The 18,878-nt window shown below is 72.4% G+C and carries 18 protein-coding genes and 3 tRNA genes; 10 read left to right on the top strand and 11 right to left on the bottom strand.

Features of this window, described 5'->3' with window-relative positions:
- Positions 1–309 precede the first annotated feature (309 nt).
- The 3 genes from ACFXI4_RS32250 to ACFXI4_RS32260 all read left to right on the top strand — a co-directional run bounded on the left by ACFXI4_RS32250 (position 310) and on the right by ACFXI4_RS32260 (position 4,024).
- Positions 310–1,947, top strand: a complete 1,638-nt coding sequence (locus ACFXI4_RS32250) for an ABC-F family ATP-binding cassette domain-containing protein (protein ID WP_384997539.1) — start codon at positions 310–312, stop codon at positions 1,945–1,947.
- Between the two features lie 97 nt (positions 1,948–2,044).
- Positions 2,045–2,821: a dimethylargininase gene (gene ddaH / locus ACFXI4_RS32255; protein WP_362726313.1), complete on the top strand. Its 777-nt coding sequence runs from the start codon at positions 2,045–2,047 to the stop codon at positions 2,819–2,821.
- A gap of 228 nt (positions 2,822–3,049) precedes the next feature.
- Positions 3,050–4,024, top strand: a complete 975-nt coding sequence (locus ACFXI4_RS32260) for an acyl-ACP desaturase (RefSeq protein WP_384997541.1) — start codon at positions 3,050–3,052, stop codon at positions 4,022–4,024.
- Positions 4,025–4,235: 211 nt separating this feature from the next.
- Here the strand turns inward: ACFXI4_RS32260 and ACFXI4_RS32265 are convergent, their stop codons facing one another.
- The 7 genes from ACFXI4_RS32265 to ACFXI4_RS32295 all read right to left on the bottom strand — a co-directional run bounded on the left by ACFXI4_RS32265 (position 4,236) and on the right by ACFXI4_RS32295 (position 8,168).
- Entirely contained in the window at positions 4,236–4,859 is a 624-nt protein-coding gene (locus ACFXI4_RS32265) for a hypothetical protein (protein WP_384997543.1), read from the bottom strand.
- 113 nt (positions 4,860–4,972) lie between these two features.
- Positions 4,973–5,048 (bottom strand) — tRNA-Trp (locus ACFXI4_RS32270).
- An 80-nt stretch (positions 5,049–5,128) separates the two neighbouring features.
- A complete protein-coding gene (locus ACFXI4_RS32275) occupies positions 5,129–6,301 on the bottom strand; it encodes a ribonuclease inhibitor (protein ID WP_384997545.1) in 1,173 nt (390 codons plus the stop codon).
- Complete coding sequence (locus tag ACFXI4_RS32280; protein ID WP_384997547.1) at positions 6,298–7,626, bottom strand: SDR family NAD(P)-dependent oxidoreductase; 1,329 nt, start codon at positions 7,624–7,626, stop codon at positions 6,298–6,300. Before ACFXI4_RS32280 ends, ACFXI4_RS32275 begins: the two co-directional genes overlap by 4 nt.
- A 26-nt stretch (positions 7,627–7,652) precedes the next feature.
- A tRNA-Ala gene (locus ACFXI4_RS32285) sits at positions 7,653–7,724 on the bottom strand.
- 11 nt (positions 7,725–7,735) lie between these two features.
- Positions 7,736–7,807, bottom strand: a tRNA-Gly gene (locus tag ACFXI4_RS32290).
- Between the two features lie 67 nt (positions 7,808–7,874).
- Positions 7,875–8,168: a WhiB family transcriptional regulator gene (locus tag ACFXI4_RS32295; protein ID WP_362725093.1), complete on the bottom strand. Its 294-nt coding sequence runs from the start codon at positions 8,166–8,168 to the stop codon at positions 7,875–7,877.
- A 221-nt stretch (positions 8,169–8,389) separates the two neighbouring features.
- Here ACFXI4_RS32295 and ACFXI4_RS32300 point away from each other — a divergent pair, with 221 nt between their 5' ends.
- Positions 8,390–9,178: a VOC family protein gene (locus tag ACFXI4_RS32300; RefSeq protein ID WP_384997549.1), complete on the top strand. Its 789-nt coding sequence runs from the start codon at positions 8,390–8,392 to the stop codon at positions 9,176–9,178.
- Positions 9,179–9,190: 12 nt separating this feature from the next.
- Here ACFXI4_RS32300 and ACFXI4_RS32305 read toward each other — a convergent pair whose 3' ends face one another.
- From ACFXI4_RS32305 to ACFXI4_RS32315, 3 genes are all read right to left on the bottom strand, one after another.
- Positions 9,191–10,228: a LacI family DNA-binding transcriptional regulator gene (locus ACFXI4_RS32305; protein ID WP_362725081.1), complete on the bottom strand. Its 1,038-nt coding sequence runs from the start codon at positions 10,226–10,228 to the stop codon at positions 9,191–9,193.
- A 109-nt stretch (positions 10,229–10,337) separates the two neighbouring features.
- Positions 10,338–11,357, bottom strand: a complete 1,020-nt coding sequence (ligD, locus tag ACFXI4_RS32310) for a non-homologous end-joining DNA ligase (protein WP_384997551.1) — start codon at positions 11,355–11,357, stop codon at positions 10,338–10,340.
- Positions 11,358–11,492: 135 nt separating this feature from the next.
- Positions 11,493–12,047: a hypothetical protein gene (locus ACFXI4_RS32315; RefSeq protein ID WP_384997553.1), complete on the bottom strand. Its 555-nt coding sequence runs from the start codon at positions 12,045–12,047 to the stop codon at positions 11,493–11,495.
- Positions 12,048–12,201: 154 nt separating this feature from the next.
- Between ACFXI4_RS32315 and ACFXI4_RS32320 the strand changes: the two genes are divergently transcribed.
- On the top strand, positions 12,202–13,266 hold the full coding sequence (locus tag ACFXI4_RS32320) for an ATP-dependent DNA ligase (RefSeq protein WP_384997555.1): 1,065 nt from the start codon (positions 12,202–12,204) through the stop codon (positions 13,264–13,266).
- 73 nt (positions 13,267–13,339) lie between these two features.
- Positions 13,340–14,302 (top strand): DUF3048 domain-containing protein, encoded by a 963-nt coding sequence (locus tag ACFXI4_RS32325; protein ID WP_384997557.1) that lies wholly within the window; start codon positions 13,340–13,342, stop codon positions 14,300–14,302.
- On the opposite strand, the gene ACFXI4_RS32330 is transcribed toward ACFXI4_RS32325, so the two are convergent.
- Entirely contained in the window at positions 14,299–14,763 is a 465-nt protein-coding gene (locus ACFXI4_RS32330; protein ID WP_384997559.1) for a MarR family winged helix-turn-helix transcriptional regulator, read from the bottom strand. The two genes, ACFXI4_RS32325 and ACFXI4_RS32330, sit on opposite strands and share 4 nt — an antisense overlap.
- 243 nt (positions 14,764–15,006) lie before the next feature.
- Here ACFXI4_RS32330 and pcaH point away from each other — a divergent pair, with 243 nt between their 5' ends.
- From pcaH to pcaC, 4 genes are read left to right on the top strand one after another with little or no spacing between them, the layout of a single operon-like run.
- Complete coding sequence (gene pcaH / locus ACFXI4_RS32335; RefSeq protein WP_384997561.1) at positions 15,007–15,780, top strand: protocatechuate 3,4-dioxygenase subunit beta; 774 nt, start codon at positions 15,007–15,009, stop codon at positions 15,778–15,780.
- Positions 15,781–15,786: 6 nt separating this feature from the next.
- Positions 15,787–16,389, top strand: a complete 603-nt coding sequence (gene pcaG, locus ACFXI4_RS32340) for a protocatechuate 3,4-dioxygenase subunit alpha (protein ID WP_384997563.1) — start codon at positions 15,787–15,789, stop codon at positions 16,387–16,389.
- Positions 16,386–17,732, top strand: a complete 1,347-nt coding sequence (gene pcaB, locus ACFXI4_RS32345; protein ID WP_384997565.1) for a 3-carboxy-cis,cis-muconate cycloisomerase — start codon at positions 16,386–16,388, stop codon at positions 17,730–17,732. Before pcaG ends, pcaB begins: the two co-directional genes overlap by 4 nt.
- On the top strand, positions 17,729–18,844 hold the full coding sequence (pcaC, locus tag ACFXI4_RS32350) for a 4-carboxymuconolactone decarboxylase (protein ID WP_384997567.1): 1,116 nt from the start codon (positions 17,729–17,731) through the stop codon (positions 18,842–18,844). The genes pcaB and pcaC overlap by 4 nt, the downstream gene beginning before the upstream one ends.
- Positions 18,845–18,878: the final 34 nt, after the last annotated feature.

Raw genomic sequence — 18,878 nt, forward strand, 5'->3', positions numbered from 1 at the left:
TCCGGGGCCGGGCGCGGGCCGGCAGGAATCCGACACGCAGGTGGGACGCGAGCCGCCGATCAATTGCGTTGACACCCCCTCGGCGGCCTCCTACCTTGGACGACGGTTCTGTTGCCGCCGATAGGAGAAGGACGTTGCTCGTCTGAGGATTCGAGACACCGCGTCACACCCGTGAGGTGTGTCCGTGGCGTTCGACCTCGGCGTGCGAGCCGTCCTTCGGCACAGGCAACTCCCCTGGCCCCGGCTGCCGTCCCGCGGTGTCTCGACACGCGTCTGTCCCCCGACACCGCAAGCAACCGCGAGGCGCCCATGTCTGCTTCCGTCACCTGTACGTCCCTGTCCTTCTCCTGGCCCGACGGCTCCCCCGTCCTGGACGGCCTCGACGTCGCCGTGGGCCCCGGCCGCACCGGTCTCGTCGGCGTCAACGGATCAGGGAAGTCCACCCTTCTCCAGCTCATCGCCGGTGAGCTCACCCCGTCCGACGGCACTGTGAAGGTGGCCGGCGAGGTCGGCTACCTCCCGCAGAACGTCACCCTCGACACCGCGCTGCGTGTCGAGGAGGCGCTCGGCATCGCCACCCGGCGGGCCGCGCTGCACGCCATCGAGGCGGGCGACGCGTCCGAGGCGCACTTCGAGACACTCGGCGACGACTGGGACGTCGAGGAGCGCGCGCTGGTCACCCTCGGTGAACTCGGGCTCGGCCACATCGGGCTCGACCGGACCGTGGGCGAGGTCTCCGGCGGTGAGTCGGTGCTGCTGCGGCTGGCCGCGCTGCTCCTGGACCGGCCCGATGTCCTGCTGCTCGACGAGCCCACCAACAACCTCGACCTGTACGCCCGCAGGCGGCTGTACGCGGCGGTCGCGTCCTGGCCGGGCCTGCTGATCGTGGTCAGCCACGATCGTGAACTCCTCGACCTGGTCGACCAGATCGCCGACCTGCGGGCCGGGGAGGTCACCTGGTACGGAGGCAACTTCTCGGCCTACGAGGAGGCGCTCGCCGTCGAACAGGACGCGGCCGAACGCATGGTGCGGGTCGCCGAGGCCGATGTCCGCAAGCAGAAACGCGAACTGTCCGACGCCCAGGTCAAGCTCGCCCGCCGCAAGCGGTACGGGCAGAAGATGTCCGAGCAGAAACGCGAGCCGAAGATCGTCATGGGGGCGCGCAAGCGGGCCGCTCAGGAGTCAGCCGGCAAGCACCGCATCATGCACGAGGAGCGGCTCAGCGAGGCGAAGGAGCGGCTGGACGAAGCGGCCGAGGCGGTACGGGACGACGACGAGATCCGCGTCGAGCTGCCGTACACGGCGGTACCGCCGGGCCGGAACGTGCTGACGCTGGAGAACCTGGAACTCGCGCACGGCTCACGGGTGAAGGGAATCCTCGATCTGCGCGGGCCCGAGCGGATCGCCCTGATCGGACGCAACGGCGCGGGCAAGACGACGCTGCTGCGCACGATCGCCGGGGAGCTGGCACCGGTGGCGGGCCAGGCGCACACGCACGTGCCGCTGCGTTTCCTGCCGCAGCGGCTGGACGTGCTCGACGGGGAGCTGACCGTGGCCGAGAACGTGGCCAGGTTCGCGCCGGGCGCCACCAACAACCGGATCCGGGCCCGGCTCGCCCGCTTCCTGTTCCGGGGCGCCCGCGCCGACCAGCGGGCGGCCACGCTCTCCGGCGGCGAACGCTTCCGGGCCGCGCTGGCCGCGCTGCTGCTGGCCGATCCCGCCCCGCAGCTGCTGATGCTCGACGAGCCGACGAACAATCTGGACATGGCGAGCGTGCGGCAGCTCACCACGGCCCTGGAGTCCTATCAGGGCGCCCTGATCGTGGCCAGTCACGACCTCCCCTTCCTGGAGTCGATCGGGATCACCCGCTGGCTGCTGATGGCGGACGGCGAGCTGACGGGCACCACACCGCAGGAGGTGGCGAGTCTCAGGAGGGGCACAGCCTGACAACGAGGGTTTTGTCGGCACGGACCCGCACTGCATGATGTCCGTCCGGCGCCCCGCACTGGGCGCCGGACCCGACCGCCGACCCCGGAGACCCGTCGTGCCCAGCAAGAAGGCCCTCATCCGCCGTCCCAGCCCGCGCCTGGCCGAAGGCCTGGTGACGCACATCGAGCGGGAGAAGGTCGACGTCGAGCTCGCCCAGGACCAATGGGAGGCATACGCGGAGACGTTGCGCACGCACGGCTGGGAGACCATCGAGGTCGACCCGGAGGACGACTGCCCGGACTCGGTCTTCGTCGAGGACACCGTCGTCATGTACAGGAACGTGGCGCTGATCACCCGGCCCGGCGCCGAGTCCCGGCGCGCGGAGACCGCCGGGGTCGAGGAGGCGGTGGCCCGCCTCGGCTGCTCGGTGAACTGGGTCTGGGAGCCGGGCACGTTGGAGGGCGGTGACGTCCTCAAGGTCGGCGACACCGTCTACGTCGGCCGGGGCGGACGGACCAACGCGGCCGGGGTGCAGCAGGTGCGGGCGGTGTTCGAGCCGCTGGGCGCGCGGGTCGTCGCGGTACCGGTGAGCAAGGTGCTGCATCTGAAGTCGGCGGTGACCGCGCTGCCGGACGGAACGGTGCTGGGGCACATCCCGAACGTGGACCGGCCCTCCCTCTTCCCGGGCTTCCTGGCGGTGCCCGAGGAGGCCGGCGCCCATGTGGTGCTGCTGGGCAGCGGCAAGCTGCTGATGTCGGCGAGCGCCCCGAAGACGGCGGAACTGCTGACCGACCTCGGCCACGACGTGATCGCCGTGGACATCTCCGAGTTCGAGAAACTGGAGGGATGTGTGACGTGCCTCTCGGTGCGGCTGCGGGAGTTGCACGCCTGACCGGGTGATCGAGTCACTCCCCCGGCCCTGGGACCTGCGGGTCCCAGGGCTGCTTGGCGTGTCCTGGCGCGACCTGGGCACAGCGCCTGATCAGCGATCTTTACAGCGTACTTAACCTACGGCTTCGTAACCTACGGATTCGTAGCCTACGATCACGTAGGTTTCCGGTACCGCTCGCCGGTTCTCTCCCGTTCATCCGCTCTTGTTCGGCGTCCCCCTGGAGTTCTCGTGACGATCACTTCTTCCCATCTCGGCAGCTCGTCCGCATGGACCGACGCGCGGCTGCTGTACGCCCTGGAGGAAGTGGTCGAAAAGGAACTGAACCGCCATCTGAAGGTGGCCAAGGACTGGATGCCGCACGAGTACGTGCCCTGGGGGGACGCCCGTAACTTCCCCGGCTTCTTCGAGGACGGCGAGGCCTGGGGCAAGGAGCAGTCCAAGGTCACCGAGATCGGCCGGATCGCTCTGGTGGTGAACCTGCTCACCGAGGACAACCTGCCCAGCTACCACCACGAGATCGCCTCGCTGTTCGGCCGAGACGGCGCCTGGGGCACCTGGGTGCACCGCTGGACCGCCGAGGAGGGCCGGCACGGCATCGTGATGCGCGACTACCTGCTCGCTTCCCGCGCGGTCGACCCGGACCAGCTGGAGCAGTTCCGGATGTCGCACATGAGCGAGGGCTTCGAGTCCGACAACGGGCACTCGATGCTGCACTCGATCGCCTATGTCGCCTTCCAGGAGCTCGCGACCCGCATCTCGCACCGCAACACCGGTCACCAGTCGGGCGATCCGGTCTGCGACCGCATGCTGGCCCGGATCGCGACCGACGAGAACCTGCACATGGTCTTCTACCGCAACCTCCTGAAGGCCGCCTTCGAACTCGCCCCCGATCTGACCATGCAGGCGGTGCGGGACGTCGTGGTCAACTTCCGGATGCCCGGCCACAGCATGCCCGGCTTCGAGCGGGCCGCCGCCCAGATGGCCATCGGCGAGGTCTACAACCTGCGCATCCACCACGACGACGTGATCCAGCCGGTGCTGCGTCATCTGAAGGTCCTGGAGATCGACGGTCTCGGCCCGGAGGGCCTGCAGGCGCAGGAGGAACTCGGCCTGTTCATGGGCGGACTGGACGCGGAGGCCCTGAAGTTCGACGAGAAGCTGGCCGCCCGCAAGGCACGGATGGCGGCACGCGCCCAGGCGTGACCCCACGACGGAGGGGCGCACGGAATTCCCGGTGCGCCCTGTCCGTCTAAGGGCTGTCCCGTAATCCCTGGTGGATCAGCGCGCGGCGTCAGATGCGGTGCATCGCAAGGCGGAGGGTCGTCCCCATACTGGGCGTATTCGGGCGAGCCCGACAACGCTGCGAGGTGCCGTAGGTGTCGTCGTGCGCCCGCCGGGGATTACGGGACAGCCCTTAGGCCGCCGCCCGCTCCCGGTACCGCTCCTTGTACCGTTGCGGGTAGCGCTCGGTGAACTTCACCGCCCAGACCAGCAGCGCGATGGGCACGACCCAGTTGAACCAGTCGCTCTGCCCGGGCAGCCTGATGGCCAGCCAGGTGGACAGGGCCATCAGCGCGAACACCACCCCCCAGGCCGTGGTCAGCACCATGTTGACGTGGGTGAAGACGGGCGAGCCCCAGTACTCGCGCGGTACCCGGTGGCGGGCGTACTGGGCGGTGAAGGGGTCGGAGAGCAGGGAGCCGAGCGCCACGACGGCCACGACCAGGTTGGAGATGACCTGGGCGTACCTCTCCAGCCAGATCAGCTCGTGGCGGTCCAGGGCGAGGGCGAGGACGCAGAGCACCGCGAAGAACACGATCGCGACCATGTCCAGCAGGAAGAACCGGCCCCGGAGCATGTCCTTGCCGGACAGCACGGCCGCGGCGACCAGCGCCGCCAGCGCCGCGTACTCCCAGGTACTGGGGCTCGCGACGACGCCGAAGATGATCCACGGGGCGAACGAGAAGAAGACGCCTCCGCTGCCGACGGGCTTCCCGGCCCGGGCCCGGACGGACGGCCGCTGTTCGGTGTGTCCCATGGGGCTCCTCCCGTCGCCACCTGGTCCCCTACCAGCGTGCCGCGCGGGTGGGCGGTCCGCATGCTCTCCGGTCCGCGGCGGTGCGCTGCCTCCGTCCAGCAGTCTTGCCGGGGGGCGGGGCGGCCGGATTCGAACCGGCGTGTTCCGGTTCTGGAGACCAGCGCGCCTGCCTCTGCGCTACGGCCCCGCGCGTGCGGGAGATCCCAGAGGGGCGCCTCCGGACCGCCGAGCGGACGCCGGAGCGACAGCGTCACCAGCCCCGGGGACGCTCAGCCTTCCGGCGGTGCCGTCCGGTGCACACTGCGTACGGCGGCCACGTCGGCCGGGACCGTCGGTGCCGGCACGTGGGCGCTGAGGTCGTCCAGACGGCGTTTGACGCTGGCGGCGATGCCGGCACCGAGACGGTAGCGGGTGGCCGTGCCGGCCCGGGCCGCGTGGTCGAGGAGGCGGTGGGCCTCGCGGCTGCGCATGCCGGTGTGGGTCAGGACGAGATGGGAGAGGCGGTGCCCGGCGCCGGCCAGGGCCTGCCCGATGGTGTCGGCGGCGGCCAGGTCCAGCCGGTTGTCCGGTGCCGCGAGCACGGCGGCAGCCCGGACCCGTCCGAGGTCGAGCAGGGTGACCCCGGCCGAGGCGGACGCCGTCACCAGACGGGCCGCGGCCGAGGGACCGATGCCGTTGCTGGCGGCGGCGAGCCGGGTCAGGCGCCCGTACGGGGCCCGGTCCAGGGCGTCGGCCAGCAGCAGCGCGCCCGCGTCGCCCAACCGGGCGGCGGACACGTACAGTTCGTCGACCGCGCCCTGGGCGACGACGGCGGCCAGCGCCCGGGCACCGGCCTCGCCCAGCGGGTTGCCGCCGACGAAGAGCCGTTCGATCCGGCGCCCGCCGTCGGCGGCCACCAGCAGCGCGTCGGCCAGCACCGCCGCTCCGTCCGCGTCGAGTCCGGTCTGCACGAGGTCGAGGGTGCGCAGGGAGCGCGCGGACTCGACGAGTTCGGCGGCGGCTCGTCCACCGCCGCCCCCCAGCGGGTTCCGCTTCAGCCAGACACCGGTGACGACCTGGGGCGAGGCACGCAGCTGGTCGGCGATCCGGCAGGCGCCGCCCGCCGTGATGCCGTTGCAGCCGAGGTAGAGCGTCTCGACCCCGGCGCCGGACCCGGCCACCGCGGCGGCGCCCTCGTCGCCGAGCGCGTCCGTGCCGAGCAGCAGATGCCGTACCGGCGTGGGACCCGCGCCGAGAGCCTCGGCGATCAGGGCGGCCCCCGCCGCACCGACGCCCTGCTTGCACAGGTCGAGGCGCCCGTCCGGCAGCGCGGTCCCGGCCGTGAAGTCCAGCCGCTCCCCCGCCGGGCGTCCGGCCCGCAACCAGTCCAGCAGCGGGGCGAGTTCGGCGGCCGGGCGCGGCACGACGCGCGGCACCCCGGCGAACGTCGGCTCCTCACTCACCACGCGGCCTCCCGGTAGTCCTTCAGGAACACCCCGGACACCGGGTCGCCCGCCTCGCCGCGCACGATCGGGTCGTAGACGCGGGCCGCCCCGTCGACGATGTCCAGGGGGGTGCGGAATCCCGCGCCCGCCATCCGGGCCTTCTTCGGCGCCGGGTTCTCGTCGGTGATCCACCCGGTGTCGACGGCGCACATGTGGACGCCGCGCTCGGCCAGTTCGGCGGCGCTGGTGCGGGTGAGCATGTTGAGGGCGGCCTTGGCCATGTTGGTGTGCGGATGGCCCGCCATCTTGTTACGGACGGCGAACCGCCCCTCGACCGCGGTCACGTTGACCACGTACCGGCGTGGGTGCGGCGAGGCCAGCAGCAGCGGCAGCAGCCGGTCGCAGAGCAGGGCCGGGGCGAGGGCGTTGACGAGCTGGGTCTCCAGGACCTCGGCCGGGTCGAGCGCGCCGAGCCGGGCCGACCAGGAGTTCTCCGGCGAGGGATCGGGCAGCAGCCCGGCCTCGTCGGCCTCGCGCAGCGCGGCCGGCAGGGCCGCGGCCCCGGTGGCCGGTGTCCGCGGCGACGTGAACCCGGGGGCCCGCCGGGCTCCCGGGGGCAGCGCGGCGCGCTCGCCGGAGGCCAGCAGCGCGTACGCCTCGGGCGGCCGGCGCACGGTCTGGGCCGCGTTGTTGACGAGGATGTCCAGCGGCTCGCCGTCCTGCCGCAACTCCTCGCACAGGCCGAGCACCTGGCGCGGATCGCGCAGGTCGACGGCGAGCACGGCCAGCCGGTGCCGCCAGGTCTCGCTGCCGGGGGCGGCTTCGAAGCGGCGCACGGTGTCGTGCGGGAAGCGGGAGGTGACCTGGACCTCGGCGCCGTCGCGCAGCATCATCAGCGCCAGCTGGAAGCCGATCTTCACCCGGCCGCCGGTGAGCAGCACCCGACGGCCGCTCAGGTCCGCGCTCAGCGCGCGGCGGGCGGTGTTGTCGGCGGCGCAGTCCGGGCAGAGCCGGTGGTAGAAGGTGTCGACCTGTCGGTAGGGCGACTTGCAGACGTAGCAGGTGCGTGGCTTGTTAAAGACACCCCCGGCGCCGGATACGGCCAGCGGCGCGTCCTCGCGGCGGTCCAGGGCACCGGTCACGGTCGCGGCCATCACCGCGGCGTCCTCCGACGACAGTTCGGTCGAGCGGGTCCGGCGGCGGCGCAGCCGTCCGTCGCGGGCGAAGGACGCGGCGACCTGCTCGGCGCGCAGCCGCACCGGGTCGTCGACGGGCAGCGCCCGCAGCTTCCCCACCACGTCGTGGAAAGCCGTCAGTTCCGCCTCGGTGATCGCCTCGCCCATCCGTCCCGCCCCGTGTCCGCCGCTCGTGGTCCCGGCCGGATTCGAACCGGCGTATCCGTCATGCCATGACGGCGAGTCTGCCTCTGCTCTACAGGACCTCGGCAGGCGATCCGGACGACCGGATTCGAACCGGCGTGTCCGCCTTGGCAAGGCGGTGCGCCTGCCTCTGCGCTACGTCCGGCCGCGTGCCCGGAGCCTAGCCGGATGCGGCGGAGGAATCCCACTGGGTTTTCCGGGCCGCCCTCGGATCAGCGGGAGGCACGCCGCAGTTCGAGCCGTTCCTTCTCGGACAGGCCGCCCCAGACGCCGAAGCGTTCGTCGTTGTCCAGCGCGTACTCCAGGCAGGCCGAACGCATCTCGCACATACCGCAGATGCGCTTCGCCTCGCGCACCGAGCTGCCGGGCTCGGGGAAGAAGAAGTCCGCACCGGTCTGCGCGCACAGCGCCTGCGCATGCCAGACCGGGACGGGCGTGCGGGGTGGGATGGTGGTGTCGAAGTGCATGGCCAGGATCGTGCCGGGCGGCGAAAAACGTTCGATCAACGCCCGCTCAACGAGGGCGCGACGGACCGCGGCAGCCTCGATCATGCGGGACGGCACCACACCTGCGCACGGCGGCGCGCGCAACGGAATCCAGAACTCGGCGAGTGCGTCAAGTGACCCACGGTAACCGGCTGCCGGTGGGCGCGCTCCGGCAGCGATTGTCAGTGGGCGGTGGAAGACTCGGCTCTGCAACGCACGGGACCCTTCCGAGGAGGGCGAAGATGCTCACCACCCGTTTCGTCAACGGCGCTCCCAACTGGATCGACCTCGGCACCCCCGAGATCGACGGCGCCGTCTCCTTCTACAACGGCCTCTTCGGCTGGCAGTTCCGGTCGGCGGGACCGGACGCCGGCGGTTACGGCTTCTTCCAGCTGGACGGCAAAACCGTCGCCGGCGGTATGCAGACCTCTCCCGAGCAGGGCCCGCCGAGCTGGAGCGTGTACTTCCAGAGCGAGGACGCGCAGGCCACCGCCAAGACCGCCGAGCAGGCGCACGGCAGCGTCCTCGCCCAGCCGATGGACGTGATGGGCCAGGGGCATCTGGCGATCCTCGCCGACCAGGCGGGCGTGCCCTTCGGTATCTGGCAGCCCGGGCGGACCAAGGGCGTGGAGATGGCGAACGATCCGGGTTCGCTGTGCTGGGTGGAGCTGTACACCCCGGACATCGCGGCGGCCGCCGCTTTCTACCACAAGGTGCTCGGTCTGGAGACCTCCGGAGTGCCCTACCCCGGCGGCACCTACACCTGTGTCAACCCGGCGGACGGCGACGACGACTCGATGTTCGGCGGGATGGTTCCGCTGGCGGAGGACCCGGCCGAGGCGCAGGTCGGCGCGTACTGGCTGCCGTACTTCGAGGTCGAGGACCCGGACGCGGTGGTGGAGAAGGCGCAGCAGACCGGGGGCAAGGTGCGGATGCCGGCGACCACGCTGGAGGGTGTGGGCCGCATGGCAAAGCTCGCCGACCCGTACGGCGCCCGGTTCGCGGTGATCAGGGGCGAGCAGCAGGGCTGAGCCGGCCGGTGCCTAGGCGGTGGCACGCCGTACCAGTGTCGTGGGCAGGATGACGCTGGACGGCGCCCCCGTCGCCGGGTTGCCCCGGGACAGCGAGGCCAGCAGGAGTCTGGCCATCAACCGGCCCATCTCCTCGATGTCCTGACGGACCGTCGTCAGTGACGGCCGGGTCTGTTCGGTGACGGGCAGTACGTCGTCGAAGCCGATCACGGCCACGTCCTCGGGTACCCGGCGACCGCGCTCGTGCAGGACGCGCAGTGCGCCGAGTGCGGTGAGGTCGTTGGCCGCGAACACGGCGTCGACGTCCGGGCAGCGGTCGAGGAGTTCGCCCATGGCCCGTGCGCCGCCGGCCGGGGTGAAGTCGCTCGGCACGACCAGGCTCGGATCGGTCTCCCCCAGCGTGCCCATGACGTCCCGGTAGCCCTGCAGGCGGTCGGCGGCCGACGTCTGGTCCAGGGGCCCGGTGATGTGGGCGATCCGGGTCCGGCCGAGGCCCGCGAGATGGCGTACGGCGTCCTGGGCGCCGCCCCGGTTGTCGCAGTCCACGTACACGGCGCTGTCGGTGCCGTCGCTCCAGCCGGGCCGGCCGCCGAACACGGTGGGGACTCCGGCGCCCTCGATCAGGCCGGGCAGCGGGTCGTCGAGGTGGAGCGAGAAGACGAGGGCGCCGTCGACATGGCCGCCGGTGAGGTAGCGGGCCACCCGCACGTGGTCGTCCCGTCCCTCGGTGAGCAGCAGCACGAGCTGGTTGTCGCGGGCGGTCAACTCCTTGCTGATGCCGCGTAGCTGGAGAGCGAAGAAGGGGTCGGTGAAGATCCGTGTCTCGGGTTCGGCGATGACGACGGCGATCGCGTCATGGCGTCTGGTGACCAGGCTGCGGGCCGCCTGGTTGGGGACGTACCCGAGTTCCTCGACCGCTTTGCGGACCCGCTCGACGAGGGGTTCGCGGACCCCGTCCCCGCCGTTGACCACCCGTGACGCGGTGGCCCGGGACACCCCGGCCCGTGCGGCCACGGCCTCCAGAGTGGGGCGCGACACTGCCTCGGACACCTCGGCCCTCCTCCTCGGCGGCTGACGATCAGCATAGCCCCGGGCGGGCGAAGGGACGGGAGCGCCCGGCGGCTCGGGGGGCCGCCGGGAATCACCCCAAGGCCCCGCGTCAGGAGGGCTGTTCGGGCCGTGCGCGGCTCGGCTGGACGCGTTTGGGCTCGCCAGGCATCTTCGGGTACTCGGGCGGATAGGGCAGGTCGCCCAGGCCGTGATCGTGTTCGTCGCGGCGGGCGAGTTCGAGCAGCGCGTCGAGCGAGTAGGCGTGGTCGTCCATGTCGGCGTGCACATCGCCGACCTCGGCGAAGCGGGCCGGCATCGTGGCGAGGTCGAAGTCGCCCGGCCGCACCTCGTCGACCTCCACCCAGCGCAGGGGCGCGGAGACCGGGGCGTCGGGGTGGGGCCGCAGGGAGTAGGCCGAGGCGATGGTGCGGTCCCGGGCGGTCTGGTTGTAGTCGACGAAGATGCGCTCGCCGCGCTCCTCCTTCCACCACTTGATCGTCACCTGGTCCGGCATCCGCCGTTCCAGCTCGCGGCCCAGGGCGATCGCCGCGCGCCGCACCTGGGTGAAGGTCCAGCGGGGTTCGATCGGCACGAAGACGTGCAGTCCCCGGCCGCCGGAGGTCTTGGGCCAGCCGCGCAGCCCCCCGAACTCGTCGAGGACGGAGCGCAGTTCGTGGGCGGCGCGGACGGCGTCGGTGAAGTCGGTACCGGGCTGCGGATCGAGGTCGATCCGGAGTTCGTCGGGGCTGTCCACGTCGGCGCGGCGTACCGGCCAGGGATGGAAGGTGAGGGTTCCGTACTGGGCCGCCCACACCACGGCGGCCTCCTCGGTGGGGCACATCTCGTCGGCGGTGCGGCCGCTGGGGAAGGTGATGTGGGCGGTGGGGATCCAGTCGGGCATGCTCTTGGGCGCCCGCTTCTGGTAGAACCACTCGCCGTCGACGCCGTCGGGGTAGCGCTGCAGGGTGGTGGGGCGGTCGCGCAGGGCGCGCAGGATGCCGGGGGCCACGGCCGCGTAGTAGCGGGCGACGTCCAGCTTGGTGAAGCCGCGCTCCGGGAAGAACACCTTTCCGGGGCTGGACAGCCGTACGGTCCGGCCGGCCACCTCCAGTTCCACCGCATCGCCCATGCGGCCACCGTAGGCGCACCGCCCGCCCCGCGCACATCGGTTGCACCCGATCCGCACCCACCCGCGTGCCCGGCCCGCACCCTCCGGTCGCGCCGGCCCGCTCGCCTCGGCACGGCCCGGGGACACGGACTTCGGCTAGGCCCGGGGGACGGACCAGGTGACGGCCGGCCGGCGCTGGACGTCGTAGACGATGCTGTCGGGGCGGCTGCCCTCGGCCACGCCGAAGGTGATCTTCCCGCGCAGACAGCCGCCCGGTCGCACGGTGCCCGCCGAGACGGGATAGGCCGGCGCGGGAACGCCGTATCCCTTCAGCCCGAGCGGCTTGACCTCCGTGCCGTCCTTGAGCCGGAGGGTCCAGGGGGACTGCGCGACGATGACGTTGGTGCTGTCGGCGTCCGCGCACGTCCTCACCTCCAGCACGGCCCACTCGGAGTCGGGGAAGTCGGCGAGGTTGGTGGGCAGGCGCACGCCCTCGGCGGGCTGGGTGTAGCTGACGGCGGTCGTGGTGGCGCTGATGTGGCTGCCGTCGCCGTCGACGTCCTTCCAGTGCGCGCCGGTGCCGAGCGTGAGGGCCTCGGCGCCGGACGGGCCGGACGCGCCGGCGCCGGTCGTCCCGGAGCCACCGCCGGTGCAGGCCGTCGCGGTGGCCGCCAGCAGCAGGACGGTGGTGACGGTCGTACGGATACGCATGAATGTTCCCCCGCGAAGCGTGTCTGCCGAAGGGGCATCATCCCGTCCGTGCACGTGCTGTGCGGGTGGCGTGTCCATGTTGTGATCGACAAGTGCCGTCGAAAGGTCTGCCGCGCGACGCGCGCAGCCCGTTGTCCGCTCGTAGAGTCGTGGCATGGATCTGCCGGTGATGCCACCCGTGAAGCCGATGCTCGCCAAGTCGGTGGCGGCGATCCCGCCGGACATGCAGTACGAGGCCAAGTGGGACGGCTTCCGCGCGATCGTGTTCCGGGACGGTGCCGAAGTGGAGCTCGGCAGCCGCACCGGGAAACCGTTGACCAGGTACTTTCCCGAACTGGTGGCGGCGCTGGCGGAGCGGGTGCCCGAGCGGTGCGTGCTGGACGGGGAGATCGTGATCGCGCGGGACGGCAGGCTGGACTTCGACGCGCTGAGCGAGCGGATCCATCCGGCGGACTCCCGGGTGCGCACCCTGGCCGAGCGGACGCCCGCCTCGTTCGTCGCCTTCGACCTGCTGGCGCTGGCCGACCAGTCCCTGCTGGACGTTGCGCTGACCGACCGCCGCGCCCTGCTCACCACGGCGCTGGCCCAGGTCACCCCACCGGTGCACCTGGCACCGGCGACGACCGACGTGGACGTGGCCCGGCAGTGGTTCGAGCAGTACGAGGGGGCGGGCCTCGACGGCGTCATCGCCAAGCCGCTCACCCTGCGCTACCTCCAGGACGAGCGCGCCATGTTCAAGGTCAAGCACGAGCGGACCGCCGACGTCGTGGTGGCGGGCTACCGCCTGCACAAGAGCGGCCCGGTGGTCGGCTCGCTGCTGCTGGGCCTGTACGACGACCGGGGCGCCCTCCAGCACGTGGGCGTCTCGGCCGCGTTCGCGATGAAGAGGCGGGCCGAACTGATCGGGGAACTGGAGCCGCTGCGCATGGACGACGCCTCCGGGCATCCCTGGGCGGCCTGGGCGGAGGAGGCCGCCCACGAGTCGGCCCGGCTGCCCGGCGCCCCGAGCCGGTGGTCGGGCAAGAAGGACCTGTCCTGGGTGCCGCTGCGGCCGGAGCGGGTGGCCGAGGTGGCGTACGACCACATGGAGAACGGCGCCCGCTTCCGCCACACGGCCCGCTTCCGCCGCTGGCGCCCGGACCGCACGCCGGACAGCTGCACCTACGCCCAGCTGGACGAACCGGTGCGGTACGACCTGGCGGAGATCCTGGGGTCGTAGTTCCGACGGGGTATGGCCACCTGTGTGCCGACGAGCGCACAATCAGGGGACGAACGGGGTGACAGCGGTGGGCATGGGACACGGGGCGCCGACGCGCCGGACCGCACTGAAGGCCGCACTGGCCGCGGCCGTGCTGACGGCCGGCTGCACCCGGCACGGCCCCTCGGACGACGCCCGCGCCCCGCACGGCGGACGGACACCGGACGGCCGGACCACCGCCCCCACCGGCTCCGTACTCGCCGTGAAGATCGACAACGTCGGCGCGGCCCGCCCGCAGACCGGGCTGGACTCGGCCGACGTGGTGTACGCGGAGCAGGTGGAGGGCGGGCTCAGCAGGCTGATGGCGGTGTACGCCACCAGGCTGCCCGCGGTCGTCGGGCCGGTGCGCAGCGCCCGTGAGTCCGATCTGGAACTGCTGCGCCAGTTCGACCGGCCGACGCTCGCCTTCTCCGGTGCCCAGCGCAAGCTGCTCCCGCTGATCGACCGGGCACCGCTGCGGCCGGAGACCCCCGACACGGCGTCCGGCGCCTACTACCGGGACAGCGGCAGGCCGGCCCCGCACAACCTGTACCTCCGCCCCGCCAGGCTGATGTCCGGCGCACCCGGCGAGGCGGCGCTCACCACCGGCTTCCGCCACGGGCCGGCCCCGGCCGGCGGCACGGTCACCACCACCCGCACCGTGCGGTATCCCGTGGCCCGGTTCACCTTCACCTGGTCCGCGGCCCGGCAGTGCTGGCTGGTGTCGATGGACGGCACCCCGGCCCGCACCACGGCCGGCCGGCGGGTGACGGCCGCGACGGTCGTGGTGCAACACGTGCGGATACGCACGTCGGAGTATCACGACGTGCTCGGCAACTACACGCCGTTCACCGAGACGGTGGGGACGGGGAGGGCCGAGGTACTGCGGGACGGGCGGTCGTTCGAGGCCACCTGGACGCGGCGGGAGGCCACCGACGCCACGACGTTCACCGGGGCCGACGGCGCTCCGGTGGACTTCGCCGCCGGGCAGGTGTGGGTGGTGTTCGCGAAGTCCTAGGCCTGCGGGGCGACGGGCTCGACGGGATGGCGCAGCCCCTCCGCCGCGTCCGCGACCCGGCGGATCAGATCGAGGAACTGGGTCTGCTCCTCGGCCGCGAGCGGGGCCAGGAACACCTGGTTCATCCGGGCGGTGCGCACCGTGAGCTTGCGGTGGGTGCGCAGCCCGTCGCCGGTGAGGCGCAGCAGGGAGCGGCGGCCGTCCTGCGGGTCGCGCACCTTGTCCACCAGCCCCCGCCGTCCGAGCCTGCTGACGACCTCGGCGATGGTCGACCGGTCGAGCCCCACCCGCTCCCCCACCGTGCGCTGGTCCAGTCCCGGCTCGGCGACGAGCGCGTTCAGGACCGCGAACTGCGGGGAGGTGATCTCCTCCGACACCATCGTGTTCCACAGCAGGTAGTGGGCCTGCTGCAGCCGCCGGGCCAGGTGCCCGGGGTGGGTGGTGAGGTCCACCGCGGCCATGTGCGCCCCCAAGGTCGTAATTGGTAAGTGCACTGAACGATACTCGGTGTCGCCGCATCGTGTCCTGTGCAACGGTTCACCACTCGGCAGGCTCTTGACGGGGGGCGGTGCCGGTGGCAGCGTGAGAGGCATCTCGCTGAATACTCAGTGCCCTGATTAATTCCTTGATCGAGAAGTGGCTCGACGTCGTGGCTGGTCGTGCCCACGCCCCTCCGGACGAGGGCGCCTCACCTAGGACTTCCTATGACACTCACCCAAGGCGACATCGACCTCGAGATCGCGGCCGAGCACGCCCGCTACGAAGAGCGCGTGGCCGAAGGCGCCCCCGTCGAACACCACCCCCGCCGGGACTACGCCCCCTACCGGTCCTCGCTGCTCCGGCATCCCGGACACCCCCTGGTCGCCATCGACACCGGCAAGGACCCGGAGCTGGTGGAGCTGCACTCACCCGCGTTCGGGGAGCGGGACGTCACCGGGATGGACAACGACCTGACCCGGCAGCACGACGGTGAGCCCATCGGGGAGCGGATCACCGTCTCCGGGCGGCTGCTCGACCGGGACGGCCGGCCGGTCCGGGGTCAGCTGATCGAGATCTGGCAGGCCAACTCCGCGGGCCGCTACGCGCACCAGCGCGAGCAGCACGACGCCCCGCTGGACCCGAACTTCACGGGTGTCGGCCGTACGATCACGGACGCCGGCGGCGGCTACCGCTTCACCACCGTCCAGCCGGGCCCCTACCCCTGGCGCAACCACCTCAACGCGTGGCGCCCGGCGCACATCCACTTCTCGGTGTTCGGCACGGCGTTCACGCAGCGGCTGGTGACACAGATGTACTTTCCGAGCGACCCGCTGTTCCCCCACGACCCGATCATCCAGTCGGTGACGGACGACGCGGCCCGGCAGCGGCTGGTCGCGACCTACGACCACAGCCTGTCCGTGCCGGAGTTCTCGATGGGCTACCACTGGGACATCGTGCTCGACGGCCCGCACGCCACCTGGCTCGAAGAAGGACGCTGACCTGCCATGACGAAGATCGACACGAGCAGCCCGGAGAACGTGCTGCCGACCCCGTCGCACACGGTCGGCCCGTTCTACGGCTACGCGCTGCCGTTCCGCGGCGGTGAGGACATCGCACCGCTCGGACACCCCGACACCGTCACGGTCCACGGATACGTCTTCGACGGTGCGGGCGCCCCGCTGCCGGACGCGCTCGTCGAGCTGTGGGGCGCCGGCCCGGACGGGAACGTGTCCACGACCGACGGTTCGATCCGGCGCGACCCGGCGACCGGTGGCCACCTCGGCCGCAACGGCGTGGAGTTCACCGGCTGGGGCCGGATCCAGACGGACACCGACGGGCACTGGTACGCGCGGACGCTGCGGCCCGGAGCCCGCGGGGCAAGCGCGCCCTACCTCAGCGTGTGCCTGTTCGCGCGCGGGCTGCTGGTGCACCTGTTCACCCGGATCTACCTGCCGGGCGACGACGCGGCGCTCGCGGCCGACCCGCTGCTCACCCGGGTGGGCGAGCGACGCGACACGCTGATCGCCGCCGACGAGGGCCGGCAGACCTACCGTTTCGACATCCGCCTTCAGGGCGAGGGCGAGACGGTCTTCCTGGAGTACCGGTGACTCCCCCGCCCGCCGGGCACGGGGGCGGTGACGCCGGGCTGCTCGGTCCCGGGTGGGCCGGGTCCGCCGCCGCGTCCGCGACCGGCGACACCGCCTTTCTGCGGGCCCTGCTCGACGCGGAGGCGGCCCTCGCCCGCGCCCAGGCGGCGCTTGGCCTGGTCCCGGACGAGGCCGCCGCCGCGGTGACCGAGGCGGCCGATCCGGCCCGTTTCGACGTCGCCGCCCTCGCGGAGCGGGCCCGCGCCGGGGGCAACCCGGTCATCCCGCTGGTCGCCGATCTGACCGAGGCGGCCGGCGCGGAGTACGGACCGTACGTGCACCGGGGTGCCACCAGCCAGGACATCATGGACACGGCGACGATGCTGGTCGCGGCCCGCACCCTGGACCTGATCCGCGCCGACCTCGGCCGTACCGAGCAGGCGCTCGCCCGGACGGCAGCCGAGCACCGTGACACACCCATGCCGGGCCGCACGCTCACCCAGCACGCCGTTCCGACGACCTTCGGGCTGAAGGCGGCGGGCTGGCGTTCGCTGGTCCTCGACGCCCGGGACCGGGTGTCCGGGGTGCGGGCGTCGCTGCCCGTGCAACTCGGCGGCGCGGCGGGCACGCTGGCGGCGTTCGGGGCGTACGGCGCCGCGCACGCCGAAGAGCTGCCGCCCGAGTACGCGCGCGAACTCGCCCTCGCCGCGCCCCTGTTGCCCTGGCACACCCTGCGCACTCCGATCGCCGATCTCGCCGGGTGTCTCGCCTTCACGGCCGGGGCGCTGGGCAAGGTCGCCGTGGATGTGCTGACGCTGTCCCGTACCGAGATCGGTGAGCTGTCCGAGGGCGGCGGGGGCGGCTCGTCGGCGATGCCGCACAAGGCGAACCCGGTGCGGTCCACGCTCGTCGCGGCGACCGCCCGGCGGGCCCCGCAGCTCGCCGCCGTCCTGTACGGCTCACTGGCCGCGGAGGACGAACGGCCGGCCGGCGCCTGGCACGCCGAGTGGGAGCCGCTGCGGGACCTGCTGCGCGCCGTCGGGGGCGCCGCCCGGGACACGGCGGAGCTGACGGCGGGGCTGCGCGTGCACCCGGACGCGATGCGCCGGAACCTGGATCTCACCCGCGGTCTGATCGTCTCCGAGCGGCTGGCCGCCGAACTGGCCCCGGCGCTCGGCCGGAACCGGGCGAAGGAGCTGCTCACCGAACTCGCCCGCCGCACGCACACCGAACGGCGCACGCTGCCTGAACTCCTCGCACAGGAGCCCGGGGTGAAGGACATCGACCTCGGCGATCCGGCCGACCCGGCCCGCTACACCGGCTCCGCCGGTGTCCTCACCGACCGAGCACTGGAGCGACGTTGATCGAGAACCTCCTCAACCACCGCTCCGAGGGCCCCGCTTCCGCTCCCCCGCTGCTGCTCGGACCGTCGCTCGGCACCTCGTACGCGCTGTGGGACGCGGTGGCGCCCGAGCTGTCGAGCGGCCACCGGGTGGTGCGCTGGAACCTGCCGGGGCACGGCGGTGCGGCGCCCGGCCTGGTCAGGGCGGGGGCGACCGTCGGTGACCTCGCCGGCCTGGTGCTCGCGCTCGCCGACTCACTCGGCATCGAGCGGTTCGCGTATGCCGGGGTGTCGTTGGGCGGTGCGGTCGGACTGCACCTGGCCGTCCACCACCCGGACCGGCTGGAGAGCCTGGCCGTGATCTGTTCCTCCGCCCACTTCAACGGGTCCGGGCCCTGGGAGGAACGGGCCGCACGGGTGCGCCGGGAGGGCGTGGCGTGGCTCGCGGAGAACGCGGACGCCCGCTGGTTCACACCCGGCTTCACCGTGCCGCGCCTGGTCGAGGACCAGCGGACGGTGGATCCGGAGGCGTACGCCGCCTGCTGCGACGCGCTGGCCGCCTTCGACCTGCGGGACCGGCTCGGCGAGATCGCCGTCCGCACCCTGCTGGTCGCGGGCCGTCGGGATCCCGCGACCCCGCCGCCGCATCTGCGGGAGATCGCCGACGCGGTGCCGGCGGCCACCCTGGTCGAGCTGCCGAGCGTCTCCCACCTGGCGCCCGCGCAGTGTCCCGAGGCCGTCCTCACGGCGCTCCGTTCGCACCTCGACGGCGGCGCCGAGCGGGGCATGGCGGTGCGCCGGGCGGTACTGGGCGACGCGCACGTCGACCGGGCACAGGCCCGCCAGACGCCGTTCACGGCACGCTTCCAGGACTTCATCTCGCGCTACGCCTGGGGCGAGATCTGGACCGACCCCACCCTCTCCCGCCGCGAACGCAGCCTGGTCACCCTCACCGCGCTGGTGGCACACGGTCACCTCGACGAGCTGGCCATGCACGTGCGGGCCGCCCGGCGCAACGGGCTCGCCCCTGAGGAGATCGGCGCGGTGCTGCTGCAGACGGCCGTGTACTGCGGGGTCCCGGCGGCGAACTCGGCGTTCGCGACGGCTCAGCGGGTGCTGGAAGAGGAAGGGTGATCCTGGCAGTCGTAGCCCCAGCAGGGTCAAGCAT

The sequence above is a fragment of the Streptomyces sp. NPDC059224 genome, from assembly GCF_042754285.1.
Taxonomy (GTDB): Bacteria; Actinomycetota; Actinomycetes; order Streptomycetales; family Streptomycetaceae; genus Streptomyces.

Bases quoted from the DNA above. Each gene is read 5' to 3' on its own strand.
- ACFXI4_RS32280 (WP_384997547.1), bottom strand. From the start codon at position 7,626: ATGGGCGAGGCGATCACCGAGGCGGAACTGACGGCTTTCCACGACGTG.
- ACFXI4_RS32320 (WP_384997555.1), top strand. From the start codon at position 12,202: ATGGATCTGCCGGTGATGCCACCCGTGAAGCCGATGCTCGCCAAGTCG.
- ACFXI4_RS32325 (WP_384997557.1), top strand. From the start codon at position 13,340: ATGGGACACGGGGCGCCGACGCGCCGGACCGCACTGAAGGCCGCACTG.
- ACFXI4_RS32265 (WP_384997543.1), bottom strand. From the start codon at position 4,859: ATGGGACACACCGAACAGCGGCCGTCCGTCCGGGCCCGGGCCGGGAAG.
- pcaH (WP_384997561.1), top strand. From the start codon at position 15,007: ATGACACTCACCCAAGGCGACATCGACCTCGAGATCGCGGCCGAGCAC.
- ligD (WP_384997551.1), bottom strand. From the start codon at position 11,357: ATGGGCGATGCGGTGGAACTGGAGGTGGCCGGCCGGACCGTACGGCTG.
- ACFXI4_RS32330 (WP_384997559.1), bottom strand. From the start codon at position 14,763: ATGGCCGCGGTGGACCTCACCACCCACCCCGGGCACCTGGCCCGGCGG.
- pcaG (WP_384997563.1), top strand. From the start codon at position 15,787: ATGACGAAGATCGACACGAGCAGCCCGGAGAACGTGCTGCCGACCCCG.
- ACFXI4_RS32250 (WP_384997539.1), top strand. From the start codon at position 310: ATGTCTGCTTCCGTCACCTGTACGTCCCTGTCCTTCTCCTGGCCCGAC.
- ACFXI4_RS32300 (WP_384997549.1), top strand. From the start codon at position 8,390: ATGCTCACCACCCGTTTCGTCAACGGCGCTCCCAACTGGATCGACCTC.
- ACFXI4_RS32315 (WP_384997553.1), bottom strand. From the start codon at position 12,047: ATGCGTATCCGTACGACCGTCACCACCGTCCTGCTGCTGGCGGCCACC.